This is a genomic window from Sphingobium sp. TomMM35A (assembly GCF_054771735.1).
This window is the reverse complement of record NZ_BSRC01000001.1, coordinates 2,312,438-2,336,292: the sequence shown is the minus strand read 5'-3', so window position 1 is coordinate 2,336,292 and position 23,855 is coordinate 2,312,438. Positions and strand designations below refer to the sequence as shown.

Annotated in this window: 18 protein-coding genes; 5 read left to right on the top strand and 13 right to left on the bottom strand. The window is 63.1% G+C overall.

The window, feature by feature from the left end:
• On the bottom strand, positions 1–981 hold the full coding sequence (locus ACYU8T_RS11755; RefSeq protein WP_461159543.1) for a polysaccharide deacetylase family protein: 981 nt from the start codon (positions 979–981) through the stop codon (positions 1–3).
• A 102-nt stretch (positions 982–1,083) separates the two neighbouring features.
• Between ACYU8T_RS11755 and cofE the strand changes: the two genes are divergently transcribed.
• The 3 genes from cofE to cofC are packed head-to-tail and all read left to right on the top strand — an operon-like array spanning position 1,084 to position 3,358.
• Positions 1,084–1,839: a coenzyme F420-0:L-glutamate ligase gene (gene cofE, locus ACYU8T_RS11750; protein ID WP_461159542.1), complete on the top strand. Its 756-nt coding sequence runs from the start codon at positions 1,084–1,086 to the stop codon at positions 1,837–1,839.
• A complete protein-coding gene (gene cofD, locus ACYU8T_RS11745) occupies positions 1,836–2,768 on the top strand; it encodes a 2-phospho-L-lactate transferase (RefSeq protein ID WP_461159541.1) in 933 nt (310 codons plus the stop codon). Before cofE ends, cofD begins: the two co-directional genes overlap by 4 nt.
• A gap of 2 nt (positions 2,769–2,770) precedes the next feature.
• The gene (gene cofC, locus ACYU8T_RS11740) at positions 2,771–3,358 is read left to right on the top strand and encodes a 2-phospho-L-lactate guanylyltransferase (protein ID WP_461159540.1); all 588 of its coding nucleotides are present in this window, start codon (positions 2,771–2,773) and stop codon (positions 3,356–3,358) included.
• Positions 3,359–3,367: 9 nt separating this feature from the next.
• Here cofC and ACYU8T_RS11735 read toward each other — a convergent pair whose 3' ends face one another.
• Positions 3,368–5,629, bottom strand: a complete 2,262-nt coding sequence (locus ACYU8T_RS11735) for an NADP-dependent malic enzyme (RefSeq protein ID WP_461159539.1) — start codon at positions 5,627–5,629, stop codon at positions 3,368–3,370.
• A 127-nt stretch (positions 5,630–5,756) separates the two neighbouring features.
• Between ACYU8T_RS11735 and mutS the strand changes: the two genes are divergently transcribed.
• Together mutS and ACYU8T_RS11725 are read left to right on the top strand one after the other, a co-directional pair.
• On the top strand, positions 5,757–8,402 hold the full coding sequence (gene mutS, locus ACYU8T_RS11730) for a DNA mismatch repair protein MutS (protein WP_461159538.1): 2,646 nt from the start codon (positions 5,757–5,759) through the stop codon (positions 8,400–8,402).
• A gap of 15 nt (positions 8,403–8,417) precedes the next feature.
• Positions 8,418–11,180, top strand: a complete 2,763-nt coding sequence (locus tag ACYU8T_RS11725) for a [protein-PII] uridylyltransferase (protein WP_461159537.1) — start codon at positions 8,418–8,420, stop codon at positions 11,178–11,180.
• Between the two features lie 9 nt (positions 11,181–11,189).
• Here the strand turns inward: ACYU8T_RS11725 and ACYU8T_RS11720 are convergent, their stop codons facing one another.
• From ACYU8T_RS11720 to ACYU8T_RS11670, 11 genes are all read right to left on the bottom strand, one after another.
• Entirely contained in the window at positions 11,190–11,690 is a 501-nt protein-coding gene (locus ACYU8T_RS11720) for a L,D-transpeptidase family protein (RefSeq protein WP_461159536.1), read from the bottom strand.
• Positions 11,687–12,745: a GTP cyclohydrolase II gene (ribA, locus tag ACYU8T_RS11715; RefSeq protein WP_461159535.1), complete on the bottom strand. Its 1,059-nt coding sequence runs from the start codon at positions 12,743–12,745 to the stop codon at positions 11,687–11,689. Before ribA ends, ACYU8T_RS11720 begins: the two co-directional genes overlap by 4 nt.
• Positions 12,746–12,758: 13 nt before the next feature.
• Positions 12,759–13,556 carry an exodeoxyribonuclease III gene (gene xth, locus ACYU8T_RS11710; protein ID WP_461159534.1) on the bottom strand — a complete coding sequence of 266 codons (798 nt, stop codon included), beginning with the start codon at positions 13,554–13,556 and terminating at the stop codon, positions 12,759–12,761.
• A 267-nt stretch (positions 13,557–13,823) separates the two neighbouring features.
• Positions 13,824–14,462, bottom strand: coding sequence for a LolA family protein (locus ACYU8T_RS11705; RefSeq protein WP_097090574.1), 639 nt, complete (start codon positions 14,460–14,462; stop codon positions 13,824–13,826).
• 266 nt (positions 14,463–14,728) lie between these two features.
• Complete coding sequence (locus tag ACYU8T_RS11700; RefSeq protein WP_461159533.1) at positions 14,729–17,050, bottom strand: FtsK/SpoIIIE family DNA translocase; 2,322 nt, start codon at positions 17,048–17,050, stop codon at positions 14,729–14,731.
• 152 nt (positions 17,051–17,202) lie between these two features.
• Positions 17,203–18,126 (bottom strand): DMT family transporter, encoded by a 924-nt coding sequence (locus ACYU8T_RS11695; RefSeq protein ID WP_097090572.1) that lies wholly within the window; start codon positions 18,124–18,126, stop codon positions 17,203–17,205.
• 205 nt (positions 18,127–18,331) lie between these two features.
• Positions 18,332–19,492 carry a flavodoxin-dependent (E)-4-hydroxy-3-methylbut-2-enyl-diphosphate synthase gene (ispG, locus tag ACYU8T_RS11690; RefSeq protein WP_097090571.1) on the bottom strand — a complete coding sequence of 387 codons (1,161 nt, stop codon included), beginning with the start codon at positions 19,490–19,492 and terminating at the stop codon, positions 18,332–18,334.
• A 51-nt stretch (positions 19,493–19,543) separates the two neighbouring features.
• On the bottom strand, positions 19,544–20,851 hold the full coding sequence (locus ACYU8T_RS11685; RefSeq protein WP_097090570.1) for an OmpP1/FadL family transporter: 1,308 nt from the start codon (positions 20,849–20,851) through the stop codon (positions 19,544–19,546).
• 326 nt (positions 20,852–21,177) lie between these two features.
• Positions 21,178–22,548 carry a phosphoglucomutase/phosphomannomutase PgmG gene (gene pgmG / locus ACYU8T_RS11680; RefSeq protein ID WP_461159532.1) on the bottom strand — a complete coding sequence of 457 codons (1,371 nt, stop codon included), beginning with the start codon at positions 22,546–22,548 and terminating at the stop codon, positions 21,178–21,180.
• Between the two features lie 18 nt (positions 22,549–22,566).
• Positions 22,567–23,007, bottom strand: a complete 441-nt coding sequence (locus ACYU8T_RS11675; protein WP_461159531.1) for a J domain-containing protein — start codon at positions 23,005–23,007, stop codon at positions 22,567–22,569.
• The gene (locus ACYU8T_RS11670) at positions 23,007–23,816 is read right to left on the bottom strand and encodes a division plane positioning ATPase MipZ (RefSeq protein ID WP_201515410.1); all 810 of its coding nucleotides are present in this window, start codon (positions 23,814–23,816) and stop codon (positions 23,007–23,009) included. Before ACYU8T_RS11670 ends, ACYU8T_RS11675 begins: the two co-directional genes overlap by 1 nt.
• Between the last annotated feature and the right edge of the window lie 39 nt (positions 23,817–23,855).

Here is a 23,855-nt window from a genome sequence, read left to right as displayed (position 1 = left end):
TCACGCCGGGATCAAGCGGCGTTCGTAGCGCCAGCTGGCCCATAGCTGCTGCGCCATGCGGCTTGCCGTTCGCACGCGGCTTGGCGGTACGCGGTTGTGTGAGGAGGGTGCGGCCGCCGCCATGTGGGATGGAAGATCGTGGAAGCCGCACACAGTGAGCCCTGGTAGTCGGGCTGCGGCGCGGCAGAGAGAAGTGAACCGGCGCATGACTGCGTGGTTTGGACGTTTGCGGTCGCGGCTGAGCATTTCGAAGCTGTGCGTGACGACCACATAAGCCGCATGGCTTTCGCGCACGGCGTGGCGCAGGCCCGCGTGCATCTCTTGCGCGGACATCGCGCAGATTTGAGCCGGGCGGAAGCTGCCGGGCCGGTCCGTTATACCCGACACGGCGAGTTCGCCAACGCCGAAGCGGTGAGAAGGAGCGATCTGATCGCGAGCGCCGCTGATCCGGCAGCCATAGCGATGATAGGCCGGATTGACGCTGCTGTCCCATGCCAGGCCGACGTCGGCAAGCGCCCGTAATGTATCGTCATTGGCACCGAAATTTCCCGCGCGGAAGGCGGTAATCGGCGGTGCCCCCGCCTCCTCCAGCCATGCCTTGCCGAGGCGCAGCAATATGGCTTGGTCTGCTTGACTGAAATCGCCGATGTTGCGGCCCAGTTGCCCGCTCACAGGAGAGTGACGCGCCCAGCGAAGCCATTCGCTGTGGATATGCAGCTGCACCTCATGTCCGCGTGCCACGATCGGCGTGACGATGGGTCTCAGAAACTCCGTCCCATATAAAAGCGCGGGCATCGGGTCGACGAAGAACACGCCTTTCAGGCCATGGCTCTCCAGCTCATCCATCTGCCAGCCAATGCCATAAGCTCGGCCCTCGGCCTCTCCCCAGATGGAGGAGCGGACATTATCTTCCAGACCCATCCCGCGCTCATGAAGCAGCGACGATAATTCTGTGTCTACGGTAATCAGGACGGCGGTCATCATCAACGCCTTACTTCATCCATGTTAAGGAGCCGTAACACCCATGCTGTTCACGGCAATGGAGCGGCTACCCACAGGGATAGCCGCGCGCTACATCGCCTCATGATCTCGATTCATCCGCTGACCGGCCTTGCAGAAATATGTGAAGGTGACGACTTGGCCATGCTGTTGCGCGATGCGCTTGGGCGGGCCGGGCTGTGGCCGCTGCAGAAAGGCGATATACTGGTCGTCACGCAGAAAATCCTGTCCAAGGCGGAAGGCCGCATGGTGGAGCTCACTGAGGTCGCGCCTGGCGAGCAAGCGCTGGAACTGGCGAAAACGACGAGGAAAGATCCCCGCCTCGTCGAACTTGTGCTTCGTGAAAGCAGCGCCATTGTACGTGCCGTGCCGCACATATTGATTACCCGGCACAGGCTTGGCCATGTCATGGCCAATGGTGGCATAGATCGATCCAATATCGGTCCGGGGGGGGCGGAAAGGGCGCTGCTTCTGCCGGTGGATCCCGATGGATCAGCCGCCGCGCTTAGCCATGATCTTGCGAGCGAGGGCGCCGCCCCTGCCGTGGTCATTTCCGACAGCTTCGGACGCCCCTGGCGCCACGGTGTCGTGGGTGTGGCGATCGGCGCAGCGGGACTGCCGGCGCTCGTCGATCGCCGGGGCGAAGAGGACAGGGATGGGCGGCGGCTGGAAGTGACGCAGATCGCGCTGGCTGATCAGATTGCGACCGCCGCCGCTCTGGTCACCGGTGAAGGGGCCGAAAGCATACCGGCTGTTCTCATGCGTGGATTGCGTCTGCCGCCCGGGGATGCTCCAGCCGCCACGCTTGTGCGGCCGATCGAGGAGGATCTGTTTCGATGAGCCGGGTCGTGACCCTGACCGGAGGCGTGGGCGGAGCCAAGCTGGTGCTCGGGTTGATGCAGATATGCCCGCCGGAACAGATCACCGCCATCGTGAACACGGGAGACGATTTCCGGCACCTGGGGCTTGCCATATCGCCCGACATCGACACGCTGCTGTATACCCTGTCCGGCAAGGCCAATAAGACGCAAGGCTGGGGCCGGGAGGGCGAAAGCTGGAACTTTATGGATGCCGTCAAATCGCTGGGCGGCGAAGACTGGTTCCTGCTGGGCGATGGGGACCTGGCGCTGCATGTACTGCGGTCGCATCTGCTTGCAGAGGGCGAGACATTGAGCGCTATCACGGCGCGGTTTGCTTCTGCGTGGGAGTTGGAGCTTTCCATTCTGCCGATGAGCGATGACCCTGTGGCCACTCATCTCAGCACAAGTGAGGGCGACATGGCGTTTCAGCGCTATTTTGTCGAACGTCGCTGCGCGCCTGAGGTGGAGGCCATCCGGTTTGAGGGCGCCGAACGGGCCTCAGCGGCGGCGGGCGTGATCGAAGCGATCGCGGATCCAACCACAAAGGCCATTCTGATAGCGCCCTCCAATCCCTGGCTCAGCGTCGACCCGATCCTGGCCGTGCCCGGTATAAAGGAGGCACTTGCGGTTACGCATGCACCGGTCGTGGCAGTGTCGCCGATCGTGGGCGGGCAAGCAGTCAAGGGGCCTACTGCGAAGCTGATGGGCGAGATGGGATTGGCCGTGACGAACGAAAGTATCGCCGCGCATTATGCCGATGTCATCGACGGCTTGCTGGTCGATGAGCGGGACGATGCGTCTGGCCTGACCATTCCACATGACGTCACCGACACGCTGATGAAGACGCTAGCGGACCGGGAACGCGTCGCGCGCGCTGCTTTGGCGTTGGCGGATCGGATCGCTGGCTGATCGTGAACTGCTGGGTCGTCATACCGATCAAGGCCCCGGAATGGTGTAAGACGCGGCTTGCGCCTGTCCTCGGCGATAGAGAGCGTCGAAAGCTGGTGGCTGACATGCTGGCACAAACCGTATCTGCCGCGCAAAGCATTGTCGGTCTGCAGCGGGTATTGCTACTCGGCCCGTCACGCCATGACCTACCAGGCGACATCCCGCTGCTTCCCGACGCTGGACAGGGGCTCAATGTGGCGCTGGAAGGAGCGCGGAATGCGGCTATCGGGGCGGGGGTCCGTCGGCTGCTGATAGTGTCGGCGGACCTGCCCTTGATCCGAAGCGAGGACGTATCGGCCTTGCTCAACCTGCCGGGGGAGAGTGTTGCCATCGCGCCCGACCATGCGGGCACGGGCACCAACGCTGTGTCGTTACCCCTCCCCTCGGCCGCCAAGTTCGCGTTCCACTATGGCGATGGCAGCTTTGCCGCGCATCGGGCCGAAGCAGAGCGGCTTGGCCTGCCCGTTCTCGGCCTTCGACGACCTGGCTTGGAACTTGATATCGACCGGCCGGAAGAACTCGCGCTCTGGCGGCAGAGCCGAGTTCATTAACACCGGACGTTAAAGGGCGACGCCTGCCGAAGCCAGCACTGCGAGCGTCAGCAGTTCAGACGCATTGGACGACATGGTCGCGATCTGCACGGACTTCTCCATGCCCACGAGCATAGGTCCGATCATCGTCGTACCACCTAACTCCCGCAGCAGCTTGGCCGAGATGTTGGCTGACTGGAGACCCGGCATGACGAGCACATTGGCGGGACCCGACAGACGGCTGAACGGATAATTCTTCATGACCGCGGGATTGAGCGCCGCGTCGGCGGTCATCTCGCCCTCATATTCGAAATCGACATTCCGGCCGTCGAGCACCTTCAGCGCATCACGGACATTTTCCAGATGGCCACCCGGCGGGTTGCCGAAGTTGGAATAGGAAAGGAAAGCGACACGCGGGTCATGCCCCATGCGCCGCGCGACGGCGACCGTGCCCTCGGCGATATCGGCAAGTTCACTGGCGGAGGGGCGCTCATTGACCGTGGTGTCGGCCAGGAACACCGTCTTGTCCTTTGACACCATGATATGAATGCCAAAGGCGGTGCGGCCCACCGCCGGGTCCATGACCCGCTTCACTTCACGCAGCGTCTGCGCGAACGGCCGCGTCACGCCGGTGATCATCGCATCGGCATGGCCCATGCTGACCAGCAAAGCACCGAATATATTGCGATCCCGGTTGACCATACGCTCGCAGTCGCGACGAAGATGGCCACGCCGCTGCAACCGGCCGTAGAGCGCATCCACCATCTCCGGGACCAGTGGCGAATTGACGCTGTTATGCAGTTCGAAGCTCTCCGGATCGCGGACGCCCAGAGCCTTCAGCTTGTCATAGACTTCGTTCCGCCCGACCAGCACGGGGATGCCGTAGCCAAGGTCGCGGAACTGGATGGCGGCGCGCAGCACCACCTCCTCTTCTGCTTCGGCGAACACCACGCGCTTGGGGTTGGCTTTCGCCACCTCATAGGCGCTTGTCAGGACCGAAGTCGTGGGATTCAACCGACCTTTAAGCGATTGGCGATAGGCGGCCATGTCAGAAATCGGCTTTTGCGCGACGCCGCTTTCCATCGCAGCCTGCGCCACGGCCGCCGGAACGACCTCCATCAGGCGCGGGTCGAACGGTGCGGGGATGATGTAATCGGGGCCGAAACTGTGCGACCGGCCATAGGCCTTCGCCACTTCCTCGGGCACCTGCTCGCGCGCGAGTTCCGCGATCGCCTGGGCCGCGGCGACCTTCATCGGCTCGTTGATGCCTGTTGCCCGCACGTCCAGGGCGCCGCGGAAGATGAAGGGGAAGCCAAGCACATTGTTGACCTGGTTCGGATAATCCGAGCGCCCGGTCGCAACGATCGCGTCGGGCCGAACTTCCAGAACCTCGGGCGGGGCGATTTCGGGATCGGGATTGGCCATCGCGAAGATGATCGGCTTTTGCGCCATCGACTTCACCATCTCCTGCGACACCGCGCCCGCGACGGAGAGGCCGAGGAAAACGTCCGCACCCTTGATCGCTTCGCCAAGCGTCCGTGCATCCGTCTTCACCGCATGCGCCGACTTCCACTGGTTCATGCCTTCGGTACGGCCCTGGTAGATAACGCCCTTGCTGTCGCACATGATGACATTGTCGTGCGCGACGCCAATCGCCTTGATCAGCTCGGTGCAGGAGATGGAGGCGGCCCCCGCCCCGTTCACCACCACCTTCATGTCCTTGAGGTCGCGCCCGGTCAGCATCGCCGCATTGATGACGCCCGCCGCCGCAATGATCGCGGTACCATGCTGGTCATCGTGAAAGACAGGGATGTTCATCCGTTCTTTCAGCGTCTGTTCGATGATGAAGCATTCGGGCGCCTTGATATCCTCAAGGTTTATGCCGCCAAAGCTCGGCTCCATCAGCTCGACCGCGTCGATGAACTTGTCGACATCTTCGGTCTTGAGCTCGATATCGATCGAGTCGACGTCAGCGAAGCGCTTGAAGAGCACCGCCTTGCCCTCCATCACCGGCTTGGACGCGAGCGCGCCCAGATTGCCAAGGCCAAGGATGGCCGTACCGTTGGAGATGACGGCGACGAGATTGCCCTTGGCGGTATAGTCATAGGCGGTTTGCGGATCGGCAGCGATGGCGCGCACCGGGACGGCCACGCCTGGCGAATAGGCGAGGCTGAGGTCGCGCTGGGTCGCCATCGGCTTCGATGCGATGATCTCGATCTTGCCTGGCCTGCCAGTCGAATGGAAAAACAGCGCCTCGCGCTCGGAAAATTCCACGTTCGACTTATCTGCCATGACGCATCCGCCCCTCTTTACCTACTGATGAGGCCCTAGCGGCAAGGCGGACCTGTCGGCAAGCGCACGGCCACCTTTTTTCCACACCCTTTCCTGATCTGCTGCTTGCCGCTATCGCCAAAAGGCCATGCACAGCCCCAAGGATATCGCAGCGAGCCAGCCGACGCCGATGATGGCGCAATATCTGGCGCTGAAGGCGGAGGCGCAGGATTGCCTGCTCTTCTATCGCATGGGCGATTTTTTCGAACTGTTCTTCGACGATGCAAAGGCGGCGGCGGCCACACTGGACATCGCGCTCACCAGCCGGGGGGAGCATGGCGGCGCGCCGATCCCGATGTGCGGCGTTCCGGTGCACAGCGCGGAAAACTATCTCGCTAGGCTGATCAAGGCGGGACATCGGGTCGCCATCGCGGAACAGACGGAGACGCCCGCCGAGGCGAAGGCGCGGGGCAGCAAGGCGCTCGTCGCACGCGCGATCGTGCGGTATGTGACAGCGGGCACGCTCACAGAGGAAACGCTGCTCGATTCCCGGCGCGACAATATGCTGGTTGCGCTTGCGCAGACAGGTGGTGAAGGCACCGGCGAGATCGGGATTGCCGCCGCCGACATTTCAACAGGTCGGTTCGAGACGCTGACTTTGCGGTCGAGCGATCTTCCGGCAGAGCTGGCACGGCTGAGGCCCAGTGAGATCGTACTGCCCGATGGGTTCGATCTTGATCAGCCCGAGGCGCATCCGTTCGACCGTGCAGCCTTTTCGAGCAACCGGGCCGAGGCGGCGCTCAAGCGGCTCTTTGGTGTCGCCACTCTCGACGGATTCGGTCAGTTCAGCCGCGCGGAGCTTTCCGCGATGGGCGGGCTGATCGCCTATCTCGACCATGCGGGCAAGGGCACCCTGCCCTTCCTGGCTCCCCCCGTGCGGAAGACGAGCGGCGCGCATGTCGCGATTGACGCAGCGACGCGGGAAAGCCTGGAAGTCACCGCCACGATGAGCGGCGCGAGGGCCGGGAGCCTGTTGGGGGCGGTGGACAGGACCGTCACGGGCGCAGGCGCGCGGCTGCTCGCACAGGATCTGTCGGCTCCGTTGATGGATCAAGAGCTGATCGAGGCCCGGCTTGGACTGGTGCAACTGCTCCATGACGACCCGCTGCTCCGCGATCAGCTGCGGGCTGCGCTGAGGGCCCTTCCCGATATCGGGCGAGCGTTGGGACGCATCGCGGTGGGTCGGGGAAGTCCGCGTGACCTGGGGCAGCTTCGCGACGGCCTGAATGAGGCGCGCATGCTGCGCGAGCGGCTGGGCAGACTGGCTGATCAGCCGCTTCTACTCCGGCAATTATTGCCAGCGCTGGACGGCCATGGAGCGCTGGTCGACAGTCTATCGCGCGCAATGGTGCCCACCCCTCCGACAGAGACGGCCAATGGCGGCTATATCGCCGACGGCTACGACTTGGCACTCGACGAACTGCGGCGGATGGCAGGTGATGGCAGGCGCGCCATCGCGGCTCTGGAAGCCAGCTATCGTGAGCGTACCGGCATCGCATCGCTGAAGATCCGGCATAATGGCGTGCTCGGCTATCATGTCGAAGTCCCCGCCCGATCCGCCGACCCGCTGATGCAGCCGGACAGCGGCTTCACCCATCGCCAGACGCTGGCAGGCGTGGTGCGGTTCAACTCGGTCGACCTGCATGAGCAGGCAGGGCGTGTCGCCCAGGCGGGTGCCCATGCACTGGTGGCTGAAGCGGCCCATCTGGAGGATCTGATCGAGTCGGCGTTGGCGCGCAAGGCGGAGATCGCGTCTGCGGCGGACGCGCTCGCCAGGCTGGACGTCGCGGCTGCGCTGGCGGAGCGGGCCGCCGAAGGAGGCTGGCAAAGGCCCCACTTCCTGCCGCAGGATGGCGAAGGACCGTGCCTGCAGATTATCGGCGGCCGTCACCCGGTCGTCGAGGACGCGCTGCGCAAGGAAGGGCAGCCCTTTGTCGCGAATGACTGCTGCCTGGGCGCCGATGATCGGCTTTGGCTGGTTACCGGGCCAAATATGGGCGGCAAATCGACCTTCCTGCGGCAAAATGCGCTGATCGTGGTATTGGCGCAGGCAGGGAGCTATGTTCCGGCGCAGTCAGCGACGCTCACGTTGGTGGACCGGTTGTTCAGCCGGGTCGGTGCTTCGGACAATCTCGCGCGCGGACGATCGACGTTCATGGTGGAGATGGTCGAAACCGCCGCCATCCTGGCGCAGGCGACCGAACGCAGCTTCGTCATCCTGGACGAAGTCGGCCGCGGCACGTCTACCTATGACGGGCTGGCTCTTGCGTGGGCCGTCGTGGAAGCGGTGCATGAGGTCAATCGCTGCCGCTGCCTCTTCGCCACCCATTATCATGAGCTGACGCGATTGGCGGAGACGCTTTCCTCACTGTCCCTCCACCATGTGCGCGCGCGGGAATGGAAAGGCGACCTCATATTGCTGCATGAGGTGGCACCTGGGCCAGCCGATCGCAGCTATGGCCTTGCCGTCGCGCGGCTGGCGGGATTGCCGCCCGCTGTGCTCAAGCGGGCCAAGGATGTGCTGAACAGGTTGGAAGCAGGGCGCGCCAAAACGGGCGGCATTGCGGCGGGGCTTGGCGACCTTCCCCTCTTTGCCGCTGCCGCCGCGCAGGAGGAAGAGAAGGTCGACGCCCTGCGCGCCGCCATCGACCTGATCGATGCCGACGCCCTTTCTCCCCGCGAGGCGCTGGAGCAGCTTTATCACTTGAAACAACTGGCCGCAGCCAGCAGCTGACATTAGATTGAGCCGATGGTCATGCAGTACCCCTCCCTCGGCTCCCGCCGGTCCATCATCGATCGGCGCGCGATTTCAGACCGTATCCACGATCTGGCGCGGGAGCACAGGAGTGATCCGGCGAAGCTGCGGGGCCTGATCGTCCGGGAATTGAAGTCAGCCCTCGATGCGGGGCGTCTGGACGTTGCAAGGCGGTTGGAGGCCAAGCCGACGCGCGGTCGGGAGGCTGTGACGGCCTTCGCTTTCCTGATCGATCAGATTTTGCGGCTGCTGTACGACGCGACGACGCATCATCTTTATCCCGCCAGCAATCGCAGTACCGGTGAGCGCATCACATTGATGGCGGTGGGCGGCTATGGGCGCGGCGAGATGGCGCCGCACAGCGATGTCGATATCGCCTTCATCACACCATGGAAGCCGACCGGATGGACCGAGCAGGTCATCGAATCGATGCTCTATTCGCTTTGGGACCTGGGGCTGAAGGTCGGGCATTCCAGCCGCTCGATCGACGAAACCATGCGAATGGCCAAGGCGGACCTGACGGTTCGCACGGCGGTGCTGGAGGCGCGCTATGTGTGGGGAGACCGCGCGCTATATGAGGAAACCGCCCGGCGTTTCGATGCCGAAGTGATGCAGGGAACCGCCCGCGCGTTCGTCACCGAAAAGCTGGAAGAGCGGGACGAACGGCACAAGCGGATGGGTGACAGCCGCTATGTCGTCGAACCCAATGTCAAGGAAGGCAAGGGGGGCCTGCGCGACCTCCATACGCTGTTCTGGATCGGCAAATATGTGAACCGGGTGAAGTCCGTTGCCGAACTGGTGGATGTCGGCCTGCTCACCGACATTGAACTGCGGCAGTTCCAGAAGGCGGAGGACTTCCTGTGGGCGGTGCGGTGCCATCTGCACATGATCACCGGGCGGGCGGAGGACCGTCTGACGTTCGATCTGCAACTGGAAACGGCAACCCGGATGCACTTTACTGGGCGACAGGGCCGGTCCGGCGTCGAGCGCTTCATGCGCTACTATTTCTTGAACGCGAAGATCGTCGGCGACCTGACCGCCGTGTTCCTGGCGCATCTTGACGACCAGCTGGGCGCCAAGGGACGGCGCTACATCCCGTCGATTTTCCGTCGCCCGAAGAAGCTGGACGGTTTCGTGCTGGACCGCGGTCGCCTCGCGCTGCCGAGCGACGACTTCTTCCAACAGGATCCAGTGCGGCTGCTGGAAATTTTCGCCGTGGCCGATCGTCATGAACTGGCCATTCACCCGAGCGCGATGCGCGCGGCGAGACGGGATGCGGGCCTTATCACGGCCAAGGTTCGCCGAGATGCCCGCGCCAACGCCGCCTTCATGGACGTGCTGACATCACGCCGCGATCCCGAAACCGTGCTGCGCTGGATGAACGAGTCGAGCGTCTTCGGCCGCTTTATCCCCGATTTTCGCCGCGTCGTCGCACAAATGCAGTTCGACATGTACCATCATTACACGGTCGATGAGCATACCATCCGCGCGGTCGGGCTTCTCGCGCGTGTGGAAAAGGGCGACCTGGAAGAGGATCATCCCCTTTCCACCGAGATCATGGGAAGGCTGCTGTCGCGCCGGGTTCTCTATGTCGCGGTTCTGCTCCACGACATCGCCAAGGGACGGGGAGGGGACCACAGCATACTGGGTGCAGAGGTCGCGGAACATCTCTGCCCTCGCCTGGGGCTGTCCGCTGCGGAAACCGAGACCGTTGCCTGGCTGGTGCGGCACCATCTGCTGATGTCGGCCACCGCCTTCAAGCGCGACCTGGCGGATTACAAGACGATCCTGGATTTCGTGGAGGTGGTGCAAAGCCCGGAGCGGCTGCGCCTCCTCCTTTGCCTCACTGTCGTGGATATCCGCGCCGTCGGGCCTGGCGTATGGAACAGCTGGAAGCGGCAGCTTCTGGGTGACCTGTATGAAGCTGCCGAGGAAGTATTGCGCCTTGGCCACAAGCAAAAGGGACGCAGCGAGCGTGTCACCGCCAAGCAGGAATCGCTGCGAAACGCTCTTGGCATGACAAAGGCCGAGTTCCAGAAGCTCAGCAATCGCCTGCCCGAATCCTACTGGATTGCCGAGCCCGAAGACATTCTGATCCACAATGCGCAGCATATATTGGCGTCCGGCGACGCGCCGCTGTCGATTGCCGCACAATATTATCCACAGCGCGGCGCGACGCTGGTCACCGTCTATGCCGCCGACCATCCCGGCCTGTTCTACCGGATTGCCGGTGCGATTCACCTTGCAGGGGGCAACATCATCGACGCGCGCATCCACACCACGCGGGATGGCGTCGCGATCGACAATTTCCTGGTGCAAGACCCGTTGGGCGGCGCTTTCCACAGCCCGGAGCAGTTAACCCGCATCCGCAATGCGATCGAGGATTCGCTGGCCAACCGTCACCGCATGATCACGAAGCTGGAAGCGCGCCCCCTGTCCCGAACCCGTGCCGAGGCGTTCCGCATCGAACCCAATGTGCTGATCGACAACAAGGCATCCAACCGCTTCACGGTGATCGAGGTCAATGCCCGTGATCGCCCTGCCCTGCTGTTCAGCCTCGCCAACGCGCTCTTTCAGTCGAAGGTCACGGTGCATAGCGCCCATGTCGCCACCTATGGCGAAAGGGCGGTCGACACCTTTTACGTGACGGACCTTCTGGGCGGAAAGATCGAGAGCAAGGCGCGCATCCAGACATTGGAACGGCGGCTGCTGGAGGCTGCGGGCGATCAGGCGGATGAAGCGCTTCAGCACGCCTGATCGCCGCCGCTAGACGATCTCCACCGTGTCGCCCGGGGCGAGCATCGGCAACAGCTTCAGCATGTCACCGCGATCGATCGCGATGCAGCCAGCGGTCGGACGACCTTCGGAGAGGTGGAGGAAGATGGCACTCCCCTGCCTTGGCACCGGCGGTGCGTCATTGTGGCCGAGTATGATGATCACGTCGTAGGCATCATCTTCGCGCAGCAACGACTCGGCTGAAAAAGGCCGTGGCAGATGGACTGGGCGGTTATAGGCGGGATCAGCCGGATCATCGGACCAGCCATCGCCCTCCCTCACCCAGCGCCAGGGAAGCTGGATAGCGGCGGGATCAATCTTCCCAGGGCGCAGCAACACGCCACGCAGCGGCCATTCGCCCAAAGGAGTGCAACCATCCCCTTCCCGCTTGTCGGCCGCCGCGCAAACGCCGTTGCGGCCCAGCGTGCATGCGATATCCAGCGCTCCGGCCCGGAGCCGGCCGGTGGCGCTATCGACGTGGATGACGCTCATAGCTGGTGCCCGGTGCGGTCGCGCTTGGTAGCCAGATATTGTTCGTTATGGGGATTGGCCGCCAATATGATGGGCAAGCGCTCGGCGACCTTGACGCCGGCTTGCTCCAACCCCTCGACCTTCTTCGGGTTGTTGGTGAGCAGCCGGACCTCATCGATGCCCAACAATTCTAGCATGCGCGCCGCTACGGAAAAATCCCGCGCATCGATGGCAAAGCCGAGGCGGATATTGGCGTCGACCGTATCGAAGCCCTGATCCTGCAAAGCGTAGGCGCGCAGCTTGTTGATCAGGCCGATGCCGCGCCCCTCCTGCCTGAGATAAAGCAGCACCCCCCAGCGAGAGTCGGCGATCCGGTGCAGCGCCTCATGCAGTTGCGGGCCACAATCGCATTTGAGGCTCCCGAGAACATCGCCCGTCAGGCACTCGCTATGCAGCCGCACCACGGGCGGCGAGTCATCGCGCGTGCCGATGACCAGCGCAACATGCTCGCGCGGCTCGTCGGGACTGCGGAAGGCGATGATCTCGGCCGTCTCACTTGTAGAGACCGGCAACCGGGCGCGCGTTGCGATCGCAAGGTGCGCCGCATCGTCATAAGCGTCAATGTCGGCTGCATCGACTGACGCTTCGCTTGATCCTTCTGATCCAACGAAGAAGGCGGGAAGAATGCCCGCGAGGCGGGCGAGCCTGAGCGTCGCTTTAGCTGCCAAAGGCGCGCCGATCGGCTTTGCCGCAAATGGTCCCTTCAAGGGTGATGAGAGGTCGAGCACCGGATCAGCGATCGCAGCCGCCACATCGCCATCGATCCAGGGGGCGCGGGCGATCAGCACCGGCATGTCGGGATCAGCCGCCGCCAACTGGTTGGCAAGCTTCAACGTCTCGCCTCTGGCCGCCGCGACCAATATGTCGGCCTTGCCCGAAGGATCGAAAGCCTTCAGCGTCACAGCGTCCGCGCCTTCTACAGCCATGACATGCACGACACCGTCCGCTGCATGGACGCTGATGGCCCAGCCACGACGAAGGGCATCTATTGCACGGGCGGCAGCGCGGGCGTTCATGACAAGAGCCTCATCAGAAGGCGAACTCCGTGATGATCGGAATATGATCCGACGGCTTGACCCAGCTTCGCGCCGGTTCGACGACCCGATGTGAGACGGCCTTGTCAGCGACGTCCTGTGTCATCCACATATGGTCCAGCCGCCGTCCCCGGTCGGACTCCGCCCAGTCGCGCGCGCGATAGCTCCACCAAGTATAAAGGCGCTGCGGTGCCGGAAAGAATTTGCGGCCGATGTCCACCCAACTGTTGGAATCCTGCAACCGGCTGAGCAGTTCGCATTCGATCGCCGTATGGCTGACGACGTTCAGCAGTTGCTTGTGGCTCCACACATCGCATTCCATCGGGGCGATATTGAAATCGCCGGTCAGGATGGTCGGCTTGTCTTCGAGCTGGGAAGACCACTCGATCATGCGCTCAAGGAAGTCGAGCTTCTGGCCGAACTTCGGATTGACCGTCCGGTCGGGAACATCGCCGCCCGCCGGGACGTAGACATTTTCGATGCGGACCCCATTGTCCAGACGGACGCCGACATGGCGCGCTTCCCCATTGGCTTGCCAGTCCAACCGGTCATCCTCATGGATTGGCACCTTGCTCATGATCGCGACGCCATGGTGCATGCGCTGTCCGTTCAGCACCTGATGAACATAACCCAAGCGCCGAAACATCTCCGTCGGGAATGTCTCGTTCACCACCTTGGTTTCCTGAAGGCAAAGAAGGTCAGGCGCTTCTTCGGTCAGGAAACGTTCGACGATGTCGATTCGGGCGCGGACGCTGTTGATGTTCCAGGAGGCGATGCTGAGTGTCTTCGGCATGCTGATCCCCTAAGACCCTGTGAAGGCCCGCGCAAGCTTGGGCGCCGCGCCGCATGATCCTGACACAGTAAGACCCCCGCTCCGGGGGCATGGAACGGGGGTCTCGATCGCGCCCTTGAAGCGCTTTGCGGCGGGAGTGACATCCGAGTAACAGGGGGGAAATCCCGGATTTCGTCTCGCGCCGTGGAGTCCTTATTAGGGCTGCGGATATGAGCCCAAGATGAACAGGATTTATCGTATCACCGTCCATCTCACGCCAGACCCGCTTCATCCGCCCGCAGCACGCCCTTTCGGCCGTGGGTCTGTCCAGCGGAACGCAGAATCAGCAACGGGAACGCCGTAACGCTGGTTCGACAGGCGAACCGTCGTGCGGTTATTCTGCGAATCCAGCGCCACCCAGCCATAGAGTTGCAGGCCAGCGGGGCCAGCCGGATCCTTCTGGAAGATCATCGTGATGGTCCCGAACTCGGGCCGCTTGGGATCGCGCGCCTGTACACTGATGACCTTCGGATCGCCGGTCTGGATCAGCTTGCCGAAGCGGGACAGGTCCTTCTTCGGGTCGAGCAAGGCGCCGAGCGGCGAGCTGCCGATCGGCCAGCGCTGTACCTGACGGACCTCATAGTCGATCATGGTCAATGCCTTGCCATCCCCGACGATGAGCAGCGGCACCCCCTTCTGATATTGGAACCGCACCTTGCCCGGTTGCCTGATGGTGAGCTTGCCCGACAATGTCTGACCGGCGCGGTCGGTTTGCACGAAGTCCGCCGTCATGGTCGTGACGCCACGGATATAGGCATTTACCTGCGCCAAGCCGCCCTGCGCCTGCTGCGCTGGTGCGGGCGACGCAGGGATGATCAGGGGCGCGGCGGCCAGAGCCAAGGCGAGGGGCGCAACCAAGCGCTTCATGTATTTTTCTCCGCTTTGTTGAGAAAACAATATGTAAGGGTCAGGCGTTGAACCCATCGTGAACTGATGCGTTCCTGATCACGCGCGCCAATAAGGCCGTTCTGCAGCCGGATGTAAATTCCTGGCAGATCAAAAAAAAAGGCTGGTCCGAAGACCAGCCTGGAAAGTTTTAGGAGAGGATGCCTGAAAGGCCCGTCCTTATTGAACGGTCCCGATCATTTTCGCAAATGCGTTGAGCATCGCCCCGATTGCGTTTTTCGCAATCGTCAAAGTGGATTACCATTTTCGTCACGCAGCACTTCACGGCGTCCGACATGGTTGGGGGCACCGACCAGCCCTTCTTCCTCCATCCGTTCTATGAGGCGCGCGGCCGAGTTATAGCCGATGCGGAGCTGGCGCTGGAGCCAGCTGGTCGATGCCTTCTGATTCTCGAACACCAGCTGACACGCCTTGCGGAACAGCTGAGCGTCGGGGCTGTCATCGCCCAGATCCACCCCATCCAGGGCAAAGCTGCCCTCTTCGGGTTCCTCGGTTACGGCGGCGATATAGTCGGGCTGGCCCTGGGCGCGCCAGTGATCGGCAACGACGCGGACCTCATCGTCGGACACGAACGGTCCATGGACGCGCATCAGCCCCTTGCCGCCATGCATATAGAGCATGTCGCCCTTGCCCAGCAGTTGCTCGGCGCCCTGTTCGCCCAGGATCGTGCGGCTGTCGATCTTCGAGGTCACGAAGAAGCTGATGCGGGTCGGCAAGTTCGCCTTGATGACGCCGGTGATGACGTCGACCGATGGGCGCTGCGTCGCGAGGATCAGGTGGATTCCCGCAGCGCGCGCTTTTTGCGCGAGACGCTGGATCAGGAATTCCACTTCCTTGCCCGCCGTCATCATCAGGTCGGCAAGTTCGTCCACCACCACCACGATCTGGGGCAGCGGCTGGAAGTCGAGCTGTTCTTCCTCGTAGATCGGCTTGCCGGTTTCGGGATCATAGCCGGTCTGGACGCGGCGGCCGAGCGGCTTGCCCTTGGCTTTTGCCGCCCGCACCTTCTCATTGTAATTGGCGAGATTGCGGACGGAAATCGACGCCATCATGCGATAGCGGTCCTCCATCTGCTCGACCGCCCATTTCAAAGCGCGGATCGCCTTGCTCGGCTCGGTGACTACCGGCGACAGCAGATGGGGGATGTCGTCATAGGTCGACAGTTCCAGCATCTTGGGATCGATCATGATGAGGCGCAGCTGATCCGGCGTCATGCGATAGAGCAGCGACAGAATCATGGCGTTGAGACCGACCGACTTACCCGAGCCGGTGGTGCCCGCGATCAGCAGGTGCGGCATGGGGGCGAGGTCGGCGATGATCGGCTCGCCCGATATGTTCTTGCCCAGGATGATCGGCAGGGTGGCGTCCTGCGCAAATTGTTCGGACGTGATCAACTCGCGGAAGGAGACGCCTTCGCGATTGGCGTTGGGCAGTTCGATGCCGATGACGGTCCGGCCGGGAATGGTCGCGACGCGGGCAGACAGCGCGGACATGTTGCGGGCGATGTCATCAGCCAGCGCGATCACTCGGCTCGCCTTTATGCCGGGCGCGGGTTCCAGCTCGTACATGGTGACGACCGGGCCGGGGCGCACTTCGACGATGTTGCCTTTGACATGAAAGTCATCGAGCACGGATTCGAGCAGGCGCGCATTGCGTTCAAGCGCCGCCTTGTCGATCTTCTGCGCCTGCCCAGCCGGAATCGGGTTGAGCAGATCGGCCGAGGGAAGCGAGCTGTTGCCGAACAGGTCATCCTGAGACACCGGCGCCATTTGCCGTTGGGCGGGCGCGGGTTTGGGAGTCTGGATGGTGATTGGCGGCTTGGGCTCGTTCGACACGGCGCGCCGGGGCGCGATGACGCGTTCCTCCGCACCTTCATCATCATCGTCGGCTTCGGCGGGAGCGTTGCCTGCGAAGGCAAGGGCGGGCTTGGGCAGGCTGAGACGCGGCAGGGTCGGGCGGCGCAGCGCTAATATGGGCTTTTCCAGCGCGAGACTGCGATACCAGGTGAAGAAACCGGCGATCAGCATCAAAATGACGAGAATGCCGGTGATCCACCCCTGCGCGGCGGGTGCGGCGGAGGTGAGGCTGCGCACGCCGTTGGCGGTGGCGAGGCCGATGAGGCCGCCCCAACCCGAAGGCAGGTCGATGAGCGAGTCCGGTTGGAAGATCGCAAGCGCCATGCCGATGAGGACGATGCCGAGCAGGCATTTGCCGAACTGCCCTTTCCAGCCCGACATGTCCTGATCGCCCCAAAGCCGGCGGGCGGTGATCGCCAGCAGCGGCAGGACAAGGGCGACGGGGACGCCGAGCAGGGTGAAGAGGAAGGCGGAGACCCAAGCGCCGGGCCAGCCCATGATGTTCTGCACCTGATTGTCGGCGACAGTCATCATCGATGGGTCGCTCAGGCGGAAGCTGAGCAGCGCGAGCGCCAGGAACAGGGTAGCCAGCATCAACGCTATCGCGCTGATCAGCGCGCCGCTGCGGATGAGGCTGCGTTTCAGCATTTCGCGCCATTCCGGCGTGCGCTTGGCTCCGCGGCTGACAGCCATGGCTTTCGAATGTCCCCCAAATGTTCCGTTCCGGCACAATGCGCCGAGCGGGGAGTGTGCGTCAAGAGTCCGCTGTTTCGGCTGGTCGTGGGAAAGTCATGAAGGAAGTGGTGAGAAAAACGCGTTTTTCAGCGGACGTCGAAATCGACAAGTCATGCGATTCCTTCATGCATTTGCGCTGGCGGACCGGAGCGCATCGCGATGAGACAGCCCGCGACGATCAGCGCCGCGCCCGCGATGGTGGAGAGGGTCAGCCGTTCGCCAAAGGCAAGCCACCCGATGATCGCGGCCCAGAGGAAGGCCGTATATTCAACCGGGATCAGATGCTGCGCCTCCGCCCGCGCATAGGCCCAGGCAAAGGCGGCGAGTGAGGTGAAGGCGAACCCCGCGCAGGCGGCGATCAGCAGGAAGGAGGCGGGCACGGGCAGATCGAGGCGGAGGGGCACGAGATCGGGTGCCGCCCAAGCAGCGATGGCGCAGAGACCAAAGAGGATGAACATGATGCCATGCTGGAAGAAGGCGACCTCCACCGGCGAGGCGAGCTGCGCCTGCTGACGCTGGATGATGAGGTTCCATGCGAAAAGGACAGCGGAAACCAGCACGGCGATGGCGCCGAGCAGGGCGTCCCAATCATAGCTGTCCTGCATCCGGCCGGACAGGATGACGGCAACGCCGACCAGGCCGAGCAGCGACGCGCTGATGGCGCGCTTGCCGATCCGTTCGCCAAGCAACAACGCGGCGAGATAAAGGGCGATGAGCGGCGCGATGAAGGATAGCGCGATGGCTTCGGCAAGCGGCATGCGCATCAGCGCCCAGAAGAAGAGGCTGGCCATCAGCGTCACGACGACGCCGCGCAGGACATGGAGGCGCAGCACCGCCCTGTCCGGCCAGCGGTGGCCGGTCGGCAGCATGATGGCGAGGCCGAGCAGCGTTCCGGCAAGCGCGCGCCAGAACAGGGCGTTGAAAAGGCCGATCGAGAGGCTCAAGCCTTTCATCGTCGCGTCCATGATGGCGAACAGCAGGACGGCGAGACAGGAGACCGCGAAGGGGATGGCGAGGGAGCGGCTTTGGGTCATGAGGTCATGGCATCGGTTGGGATGGTCGTTGGAGTTTGCCTAAGAAAGGGCCTTCGGCTGCCTGCTTGCAGCAGACGCTCAGGAGCAGGCTTCGACAAGCTCAGCCCGAACGGGGGTTGGGCGGAACCGCAGAGGAGAGGTCAAGCTCAGCGGGACCGTCTTAGGCAAGCAGGCTGGTGAGCGATCGAGAAGAAAGCCCCCTCCCCTATTCCGCCGCCTGCGCGCGTCCTGCGTCCGTTGTTTCCGCCTCGATCTTTGCCGCTTCGATCTCCGCTGCCTTGGCTTCGACCAGCTGGACGATATGGTCGATCATGCCTTCATCCTGGATGGTGTGGTCGGTGAGGCCGGAGAGATAGACCATGTGCTTGCCTGCGCCGCCGCCGGTAAGGCCGATGTCGGTTTCGCGCGCTTCGCCCGGGCCGTTCACGACGCAGCCCAGGACCGAGAGCGACAAGGGCGTGTGGATATGCTGGAGCCGTTCCTCCAGCGCCTGAACGGTGCGGATGACGTCGAAACCCTGGCGCGCGCAGCTGGGGCAGGAGATGACCTTCACCCCGCGCGTGCGGATGCCGAGGGACTTCAGGATCTCATAGCCGACGCGCACTTCCTCCTCCGGTTCGGCGGAGAGGGACACGCGAATGGTGTCGCCGACCCCGGCCCAGAGCAAGTTGCCGATCCCGATCGCGCTTTTCACCGTGCCGCCGATCAGGCCGCCCGCTTCGGTGATGCCAAGGTGCAGGGGGCAATCGACCGCGTCGGCGAGTTGCATATAGGCAGCGACGGCAAGGAAGACGTCGCTCGCCTTCACCGCAACCTTATATTCGTGGAAGTCCTGATCCTGCAGCAGCTTGATATGATCGAGCGCGCTTTCCACCAGCGCCTCCGGGCAAGGCTCGCCATATTTTTCGAGCAGGTCCTTTTCCAGGCTGCCCGCGTTGACGCCGATGCGGATCGCGCAGCCATTCGCCTTGGCGGCGTCCACCACTTCCTTGACGCGCGCCTCCGACCCGATGTTGCCGGGATTGATGCGCAGGCAGGCCGCACCCGCGTCGGCCGCTTCGAGTGCGCGCTTATAGTGAAAATGGATATCGGCGACGATCGGCACGCGGGCGGCGCGCACGATCTGCTTCAATGCGGCAGTCGATTCCTCGTCCGGGCAGGACACGCGGATGATGTCGACGCCGACTTCCTCGCAGCGGCGAATCTGGTCGATCGTCGCGCGCACATCATGGGTCGGCGTGTTCGTCATCGTCTGCACGGTGACGGGCGCGCCGCCCCCCACCGGCACATTGCCCACCATGATCTGGCGGCATTGACGCCGGGCGATGTCGCGCCAGGGACGCAGGCCGGGATTATGGTCGGACATGAACTGGGGGCTCCGTGCTGATGGAGCCCCTATAGTCATTCGCGGACCAAGTTAGAAGCGTGCCGTCACCGATGCGGCAATCTGATCGGCATTGCCGCTGGTCCGGGACAGGGTGGTGACGGTCGTCGCCGCCGCAGTTCCGGCATAATAGGTGTCGGGGCGGATGATCGTCGCCTTTTCCACGAAATTATGCGCGTAGCTGAGATTGAGGGCGAGATTGGGCGAGACATTATAGGTCGCCCCTGCCGACAGCCAGGCGCGATCGCCATCGGGCACGCGGGTCGTCAGGAACTGCGCATTGGTGGGCGTGCGATCGAACATCGTGCCCGCGCGCAGGGTCAGCGCCGGATTGACATCATATTCGCCGCCCAGGCTGACGCTGTAGCTGTCCCTGTAATCCAGTTCCTTGACCGAGGTGCGGCCACCGGCCGTGATCGCGATCGATTTGAAAACCGACCAATTATACCAGCGCGCGCTGATCAAGGCGCGCAGGCGCGGCGTCAACCGGTGCATGAAACCGGCGGTCACGATGTCGGGAAGATTGAGCGGGGCGCTGACACCGGTGCTGCCATTCTGGGCGGCAAGGAGGCTTTGCAGGCCCGATATGGTCTGACTGCCCGTCATGCTATGATCGATGCCCGACCGATAGGAAATGCCAATATTTGTCACGCCGTTGGTGTAGAAAAGGCCAGCGTGCCATCCGACGCTCCAATCCTTCCCTTTCACCTCCGCAAGCCCATCGGCCGCGATGAGCGGCGAGAGCTGCGGCAAGGCGTTGGTCAGCGTGACTTTCACATATTGCACGTCCACGCCGCCGCCGATGGAGAAATGATCGTCCAGCTTGTAGGCGGCCGATCCCTGCATGTTATAGGTCTTCAGGTCGGTGTGGAGGGAGTCGTAGCGGCCAAAAAAGCCGTCATCATAGGCAAGCTTCAGCCCGAACGGCGCATTGACGCCCGCGCCGATCCAGAGCCGGTCCGTGACCTGCCCCGTGACATAGAAGCTGGGCACGGGGATGAGTTTGTCGAACGGATTGCCGCCGGAATTGCCAGCAACTGGAACGGTGGCGCCGGGCAGCCCGGGAACGGTGCGATTGCTGCCCTGATTTTGCTGGCTCGCAGTCGCGAACAGGGCAATCACGCCAGCAGACAGTTGAACGCCCGGAAGCTCCGTCATGGCGGCGGGGTTGAAATAGATGGCGGAAGGATCATCGGCAGCCGCGCCCGCACCGGAAAGCGCCCGTCCGGTCTCCTTGGGCGATTGTTCCTGAAGATAGAATCCGCCTGCGAATGCTGGGAGTGGCAGTGCGACCAGCCCTGCGGACAGACAAGCGCTGGCAGCGCGGCGGCTTAGAAACATGCAGATCCCCCTTCTTCAAACCCGTGCGGCGCGAAGCGCGCAGATGTGGCACCGGCTATGGCAGCGATATGGTAAATTTCCCGTTCGGAAAATCCGCTGTGGCTGCTGGAGGCAAAAAAAAGCCGCCCCAAGGGACGGCCTGAAAGTTTTAGGAGAGGATGCCTGAAAGGCCCGTTTCTTGTGCAGATCGGCGCTGCTTTTCGCAACTGCGAAAGAAAACTACACGGTTGCGTTTATTGCAACTGTCGGTGAAACCGGCTGATGCCGTAGCGGAAGATGCAACCAGCAACGTTGACGGTTGCCTTTTTTCGCTTTCCTCTGCTTCTTTACCCATCAAGGCCCGGCACATGCGGTGACAGATAACTCCACAGGTCGGTCCGAAGATGCTCGAGTCCGGGTTGATCGTGCGATTCGATTCTGGCGACCAATTCCGCCTGGGTGTTGGAGGCGCGCAATAGCCACCAGCCCTCTTGCCTCGTCACCCTGGCGCCATCGATGTCGTTCAGGATCGCGCCCTCCGCCCGCAGCCGGGCGATGATGTCCCGCATGATTGCGAATTTGCGGTCCTCCTCGACGGCAAATCGCAGTTCGGGGGTGTTCACCAGCGGCGGCAGATCGTCATGCAGGGCGGTGATGGTCTTGCCTTCATAGCCTGCCATGCGGATGACGCGCAGCGCGGCGTACAGGCCGTCGTCAAAGCCCAAATAATCGTCGGCGAAGACGATGTGGCCGGTCATCTCGCCGCCCAACGGGCTGCCGATCTGCTTCATCTTCGACTTGATATGGCTGTGCCCGGTTTTCCACATGAGCGGCTGGCCACCCAGCGCGGCGATCCGGTCGAACAGGATCTGGCTGCATTTCACGTCGGCGACGATGGTGGCGCCCGGCCGTTCCTGAAGCACTGGCCCGGCCAGCAGGGCGAGCAGCTGGTCGCCCCAGATGGTGCGGCCCTGTGCGTCGACCACACCGACACGATCGCCATCCCCGTCGAAGGCCAGTCCAAAATGGAGCTTGTTCGCGAGGACAAGGTTGCGAAGGTCGTGCAGATTCTCCTCGATTGTCGGGTCGGGGTGATGATGGGGAAAATTGCCGTCTATTTCGGTGAAAAGCGTGTGATGCTCACCCGGCAGCAGCTTGACGAGCTTGTCCACGACCGGACCCGCTGCGCCATTGCCCGCGTCCCAGCCGATGCGCCAGGCGGTGCCGTCAAATCCTTCCATGAGCCGCGCGACATAGCGGTCCATGACGTCGATGGCGCAGCTGCTGCCGCTGCCCGCTTCCCAATCGCCAGCAGCGGCGATGGCGCCAAGACGGGCGATCTCGGGGCCAAAAAAGGCTTCATGCGCAAGTACCAGCTTGAAGCCATTGTGATCGGCGGGATTATGGCTGCCGGTCACCTGGATGCCGCCATCAACATCAAGCAGCATTTCGGCATAATAGAGCATTGGCGTGGGGCCGATGCCGATGCGCAGTACGTCGATGCCGCTGGCTTGAAGGCCATCGGCCACGGCCTGCTCCAGCATGGGCGAACTGAGACGGCCGTCGCGCCCAAGCACGACCGCTGAACCGCCCCTGCGCCTGACGATCGTGCCGAAGCTGCGGCCGAAGGCATAGGCGTCTTCCTCGCCCAGTGTTTTGCCGACGATGCCGCGCATGTCATATTCGCGCAGCAGCGAAGGGTGGAAGTGGTGGGACATGAACCCTGTTCTACCGCCCTAGCGGGTGGGCGGCTGCTTTTTTTTGTCCGATTCAGACAGCAGCAGGTCGCGGGCGGCGTTGATTTCCGCCGCCAGGGCTTCCGTGCCGCCGCGATCGGGGTGGACCGAGGCGATCAGCCGCCGGTGGGCTGCGCGGATCATATTTTCGTCGGCATCCTCGGGAACGCCGAGCAGGGCGCGGGCTCTGGCGATGCTGGCGGGTTCGGGGGCTGCCTTGGGAGCGGCGGAGCGCTTTTTATGGCGCGACTGGTTCATGAAAAAGAGCGCCGCGCCAAGCAGCAACGGCGCTCCGGCGAGCGGCTTGCCCTTGGCCGCCATGACCGCGCCCACCAGCGCGCCCCCCAACACCATGCCATCCTTCACACTCATGCGCTGCAAACGTCCCGTCCAGATGAGCCAGGCGGCGAGCCCGAGAAGAAGAAAGGCGAAAAGACCCATCAGGCCGCGCCGAGAAGATCGACCGGCGTCCTTTCCTCACGCGAGGGAAGGGCAAGGCCGGAGACCATCTCGCGCAGTTCCTGGCGGGCGGCGATGTGGCTTACGCCTAGGTCGCCCAGATGCCCCTTGTCGAGCAGGGTGAGACCGGACGGGAAAAGCTCGCGGAAGATGACGCGCTCGGAGAGGCCGGGAATGACGCGGAAGCCGACGCGGCGGGAGAGTTCCATCAGAGCGTCGCCGACGCGCTTCTTGTTGCGGGCGTCATGATGCTGGACGCGGTTGCGCAGGACGACCCAGTCGATCGAGACGCCGTCCGCCTTGGCGCGGGTCTTGCGCGCTTCGAAGATGAGTTCGGAATAGAAGGACAGGCGGCGGACCTTGAAGGTTTCCGCGTCGACCTGGCCGATCAGGTCGAAATCCACGAAGCTGTCGTTCATCGGCGTTACCAGCGTATGAGCGCGGGCGGCCATGTGGCGGGCGAACAGGTCATCGCGGCCGGGGGTATCGACGACCAGGAAATCCTTGCCCTCTGCCACGGCGGCGGATTCTTCCTCCAGCGCTTCTATCGTGTCACCCTTCAGCACGGCGAAGTCCGGCGCGGGGAGGTCGATGTTGCGGCGGCGGGCGGTTTCGGCGCGATTTTCCATGTAGCGCGTGACAGTGCGCTGGCGCGGGTCGAGATCGATCATGCCGACCTTGTAGCCGAGCGCGGTCAAGGCGATGGCGGTGTGCACGGCGGTGGTCGACTTGCCGGTCCCGCCCTTTTCATTGGCGAAGACGATATGATGCGTTTGGGTGTTCGTACCCATTGATAACCCCGTTTATTGCCGCAACGATTCTTGACCCTA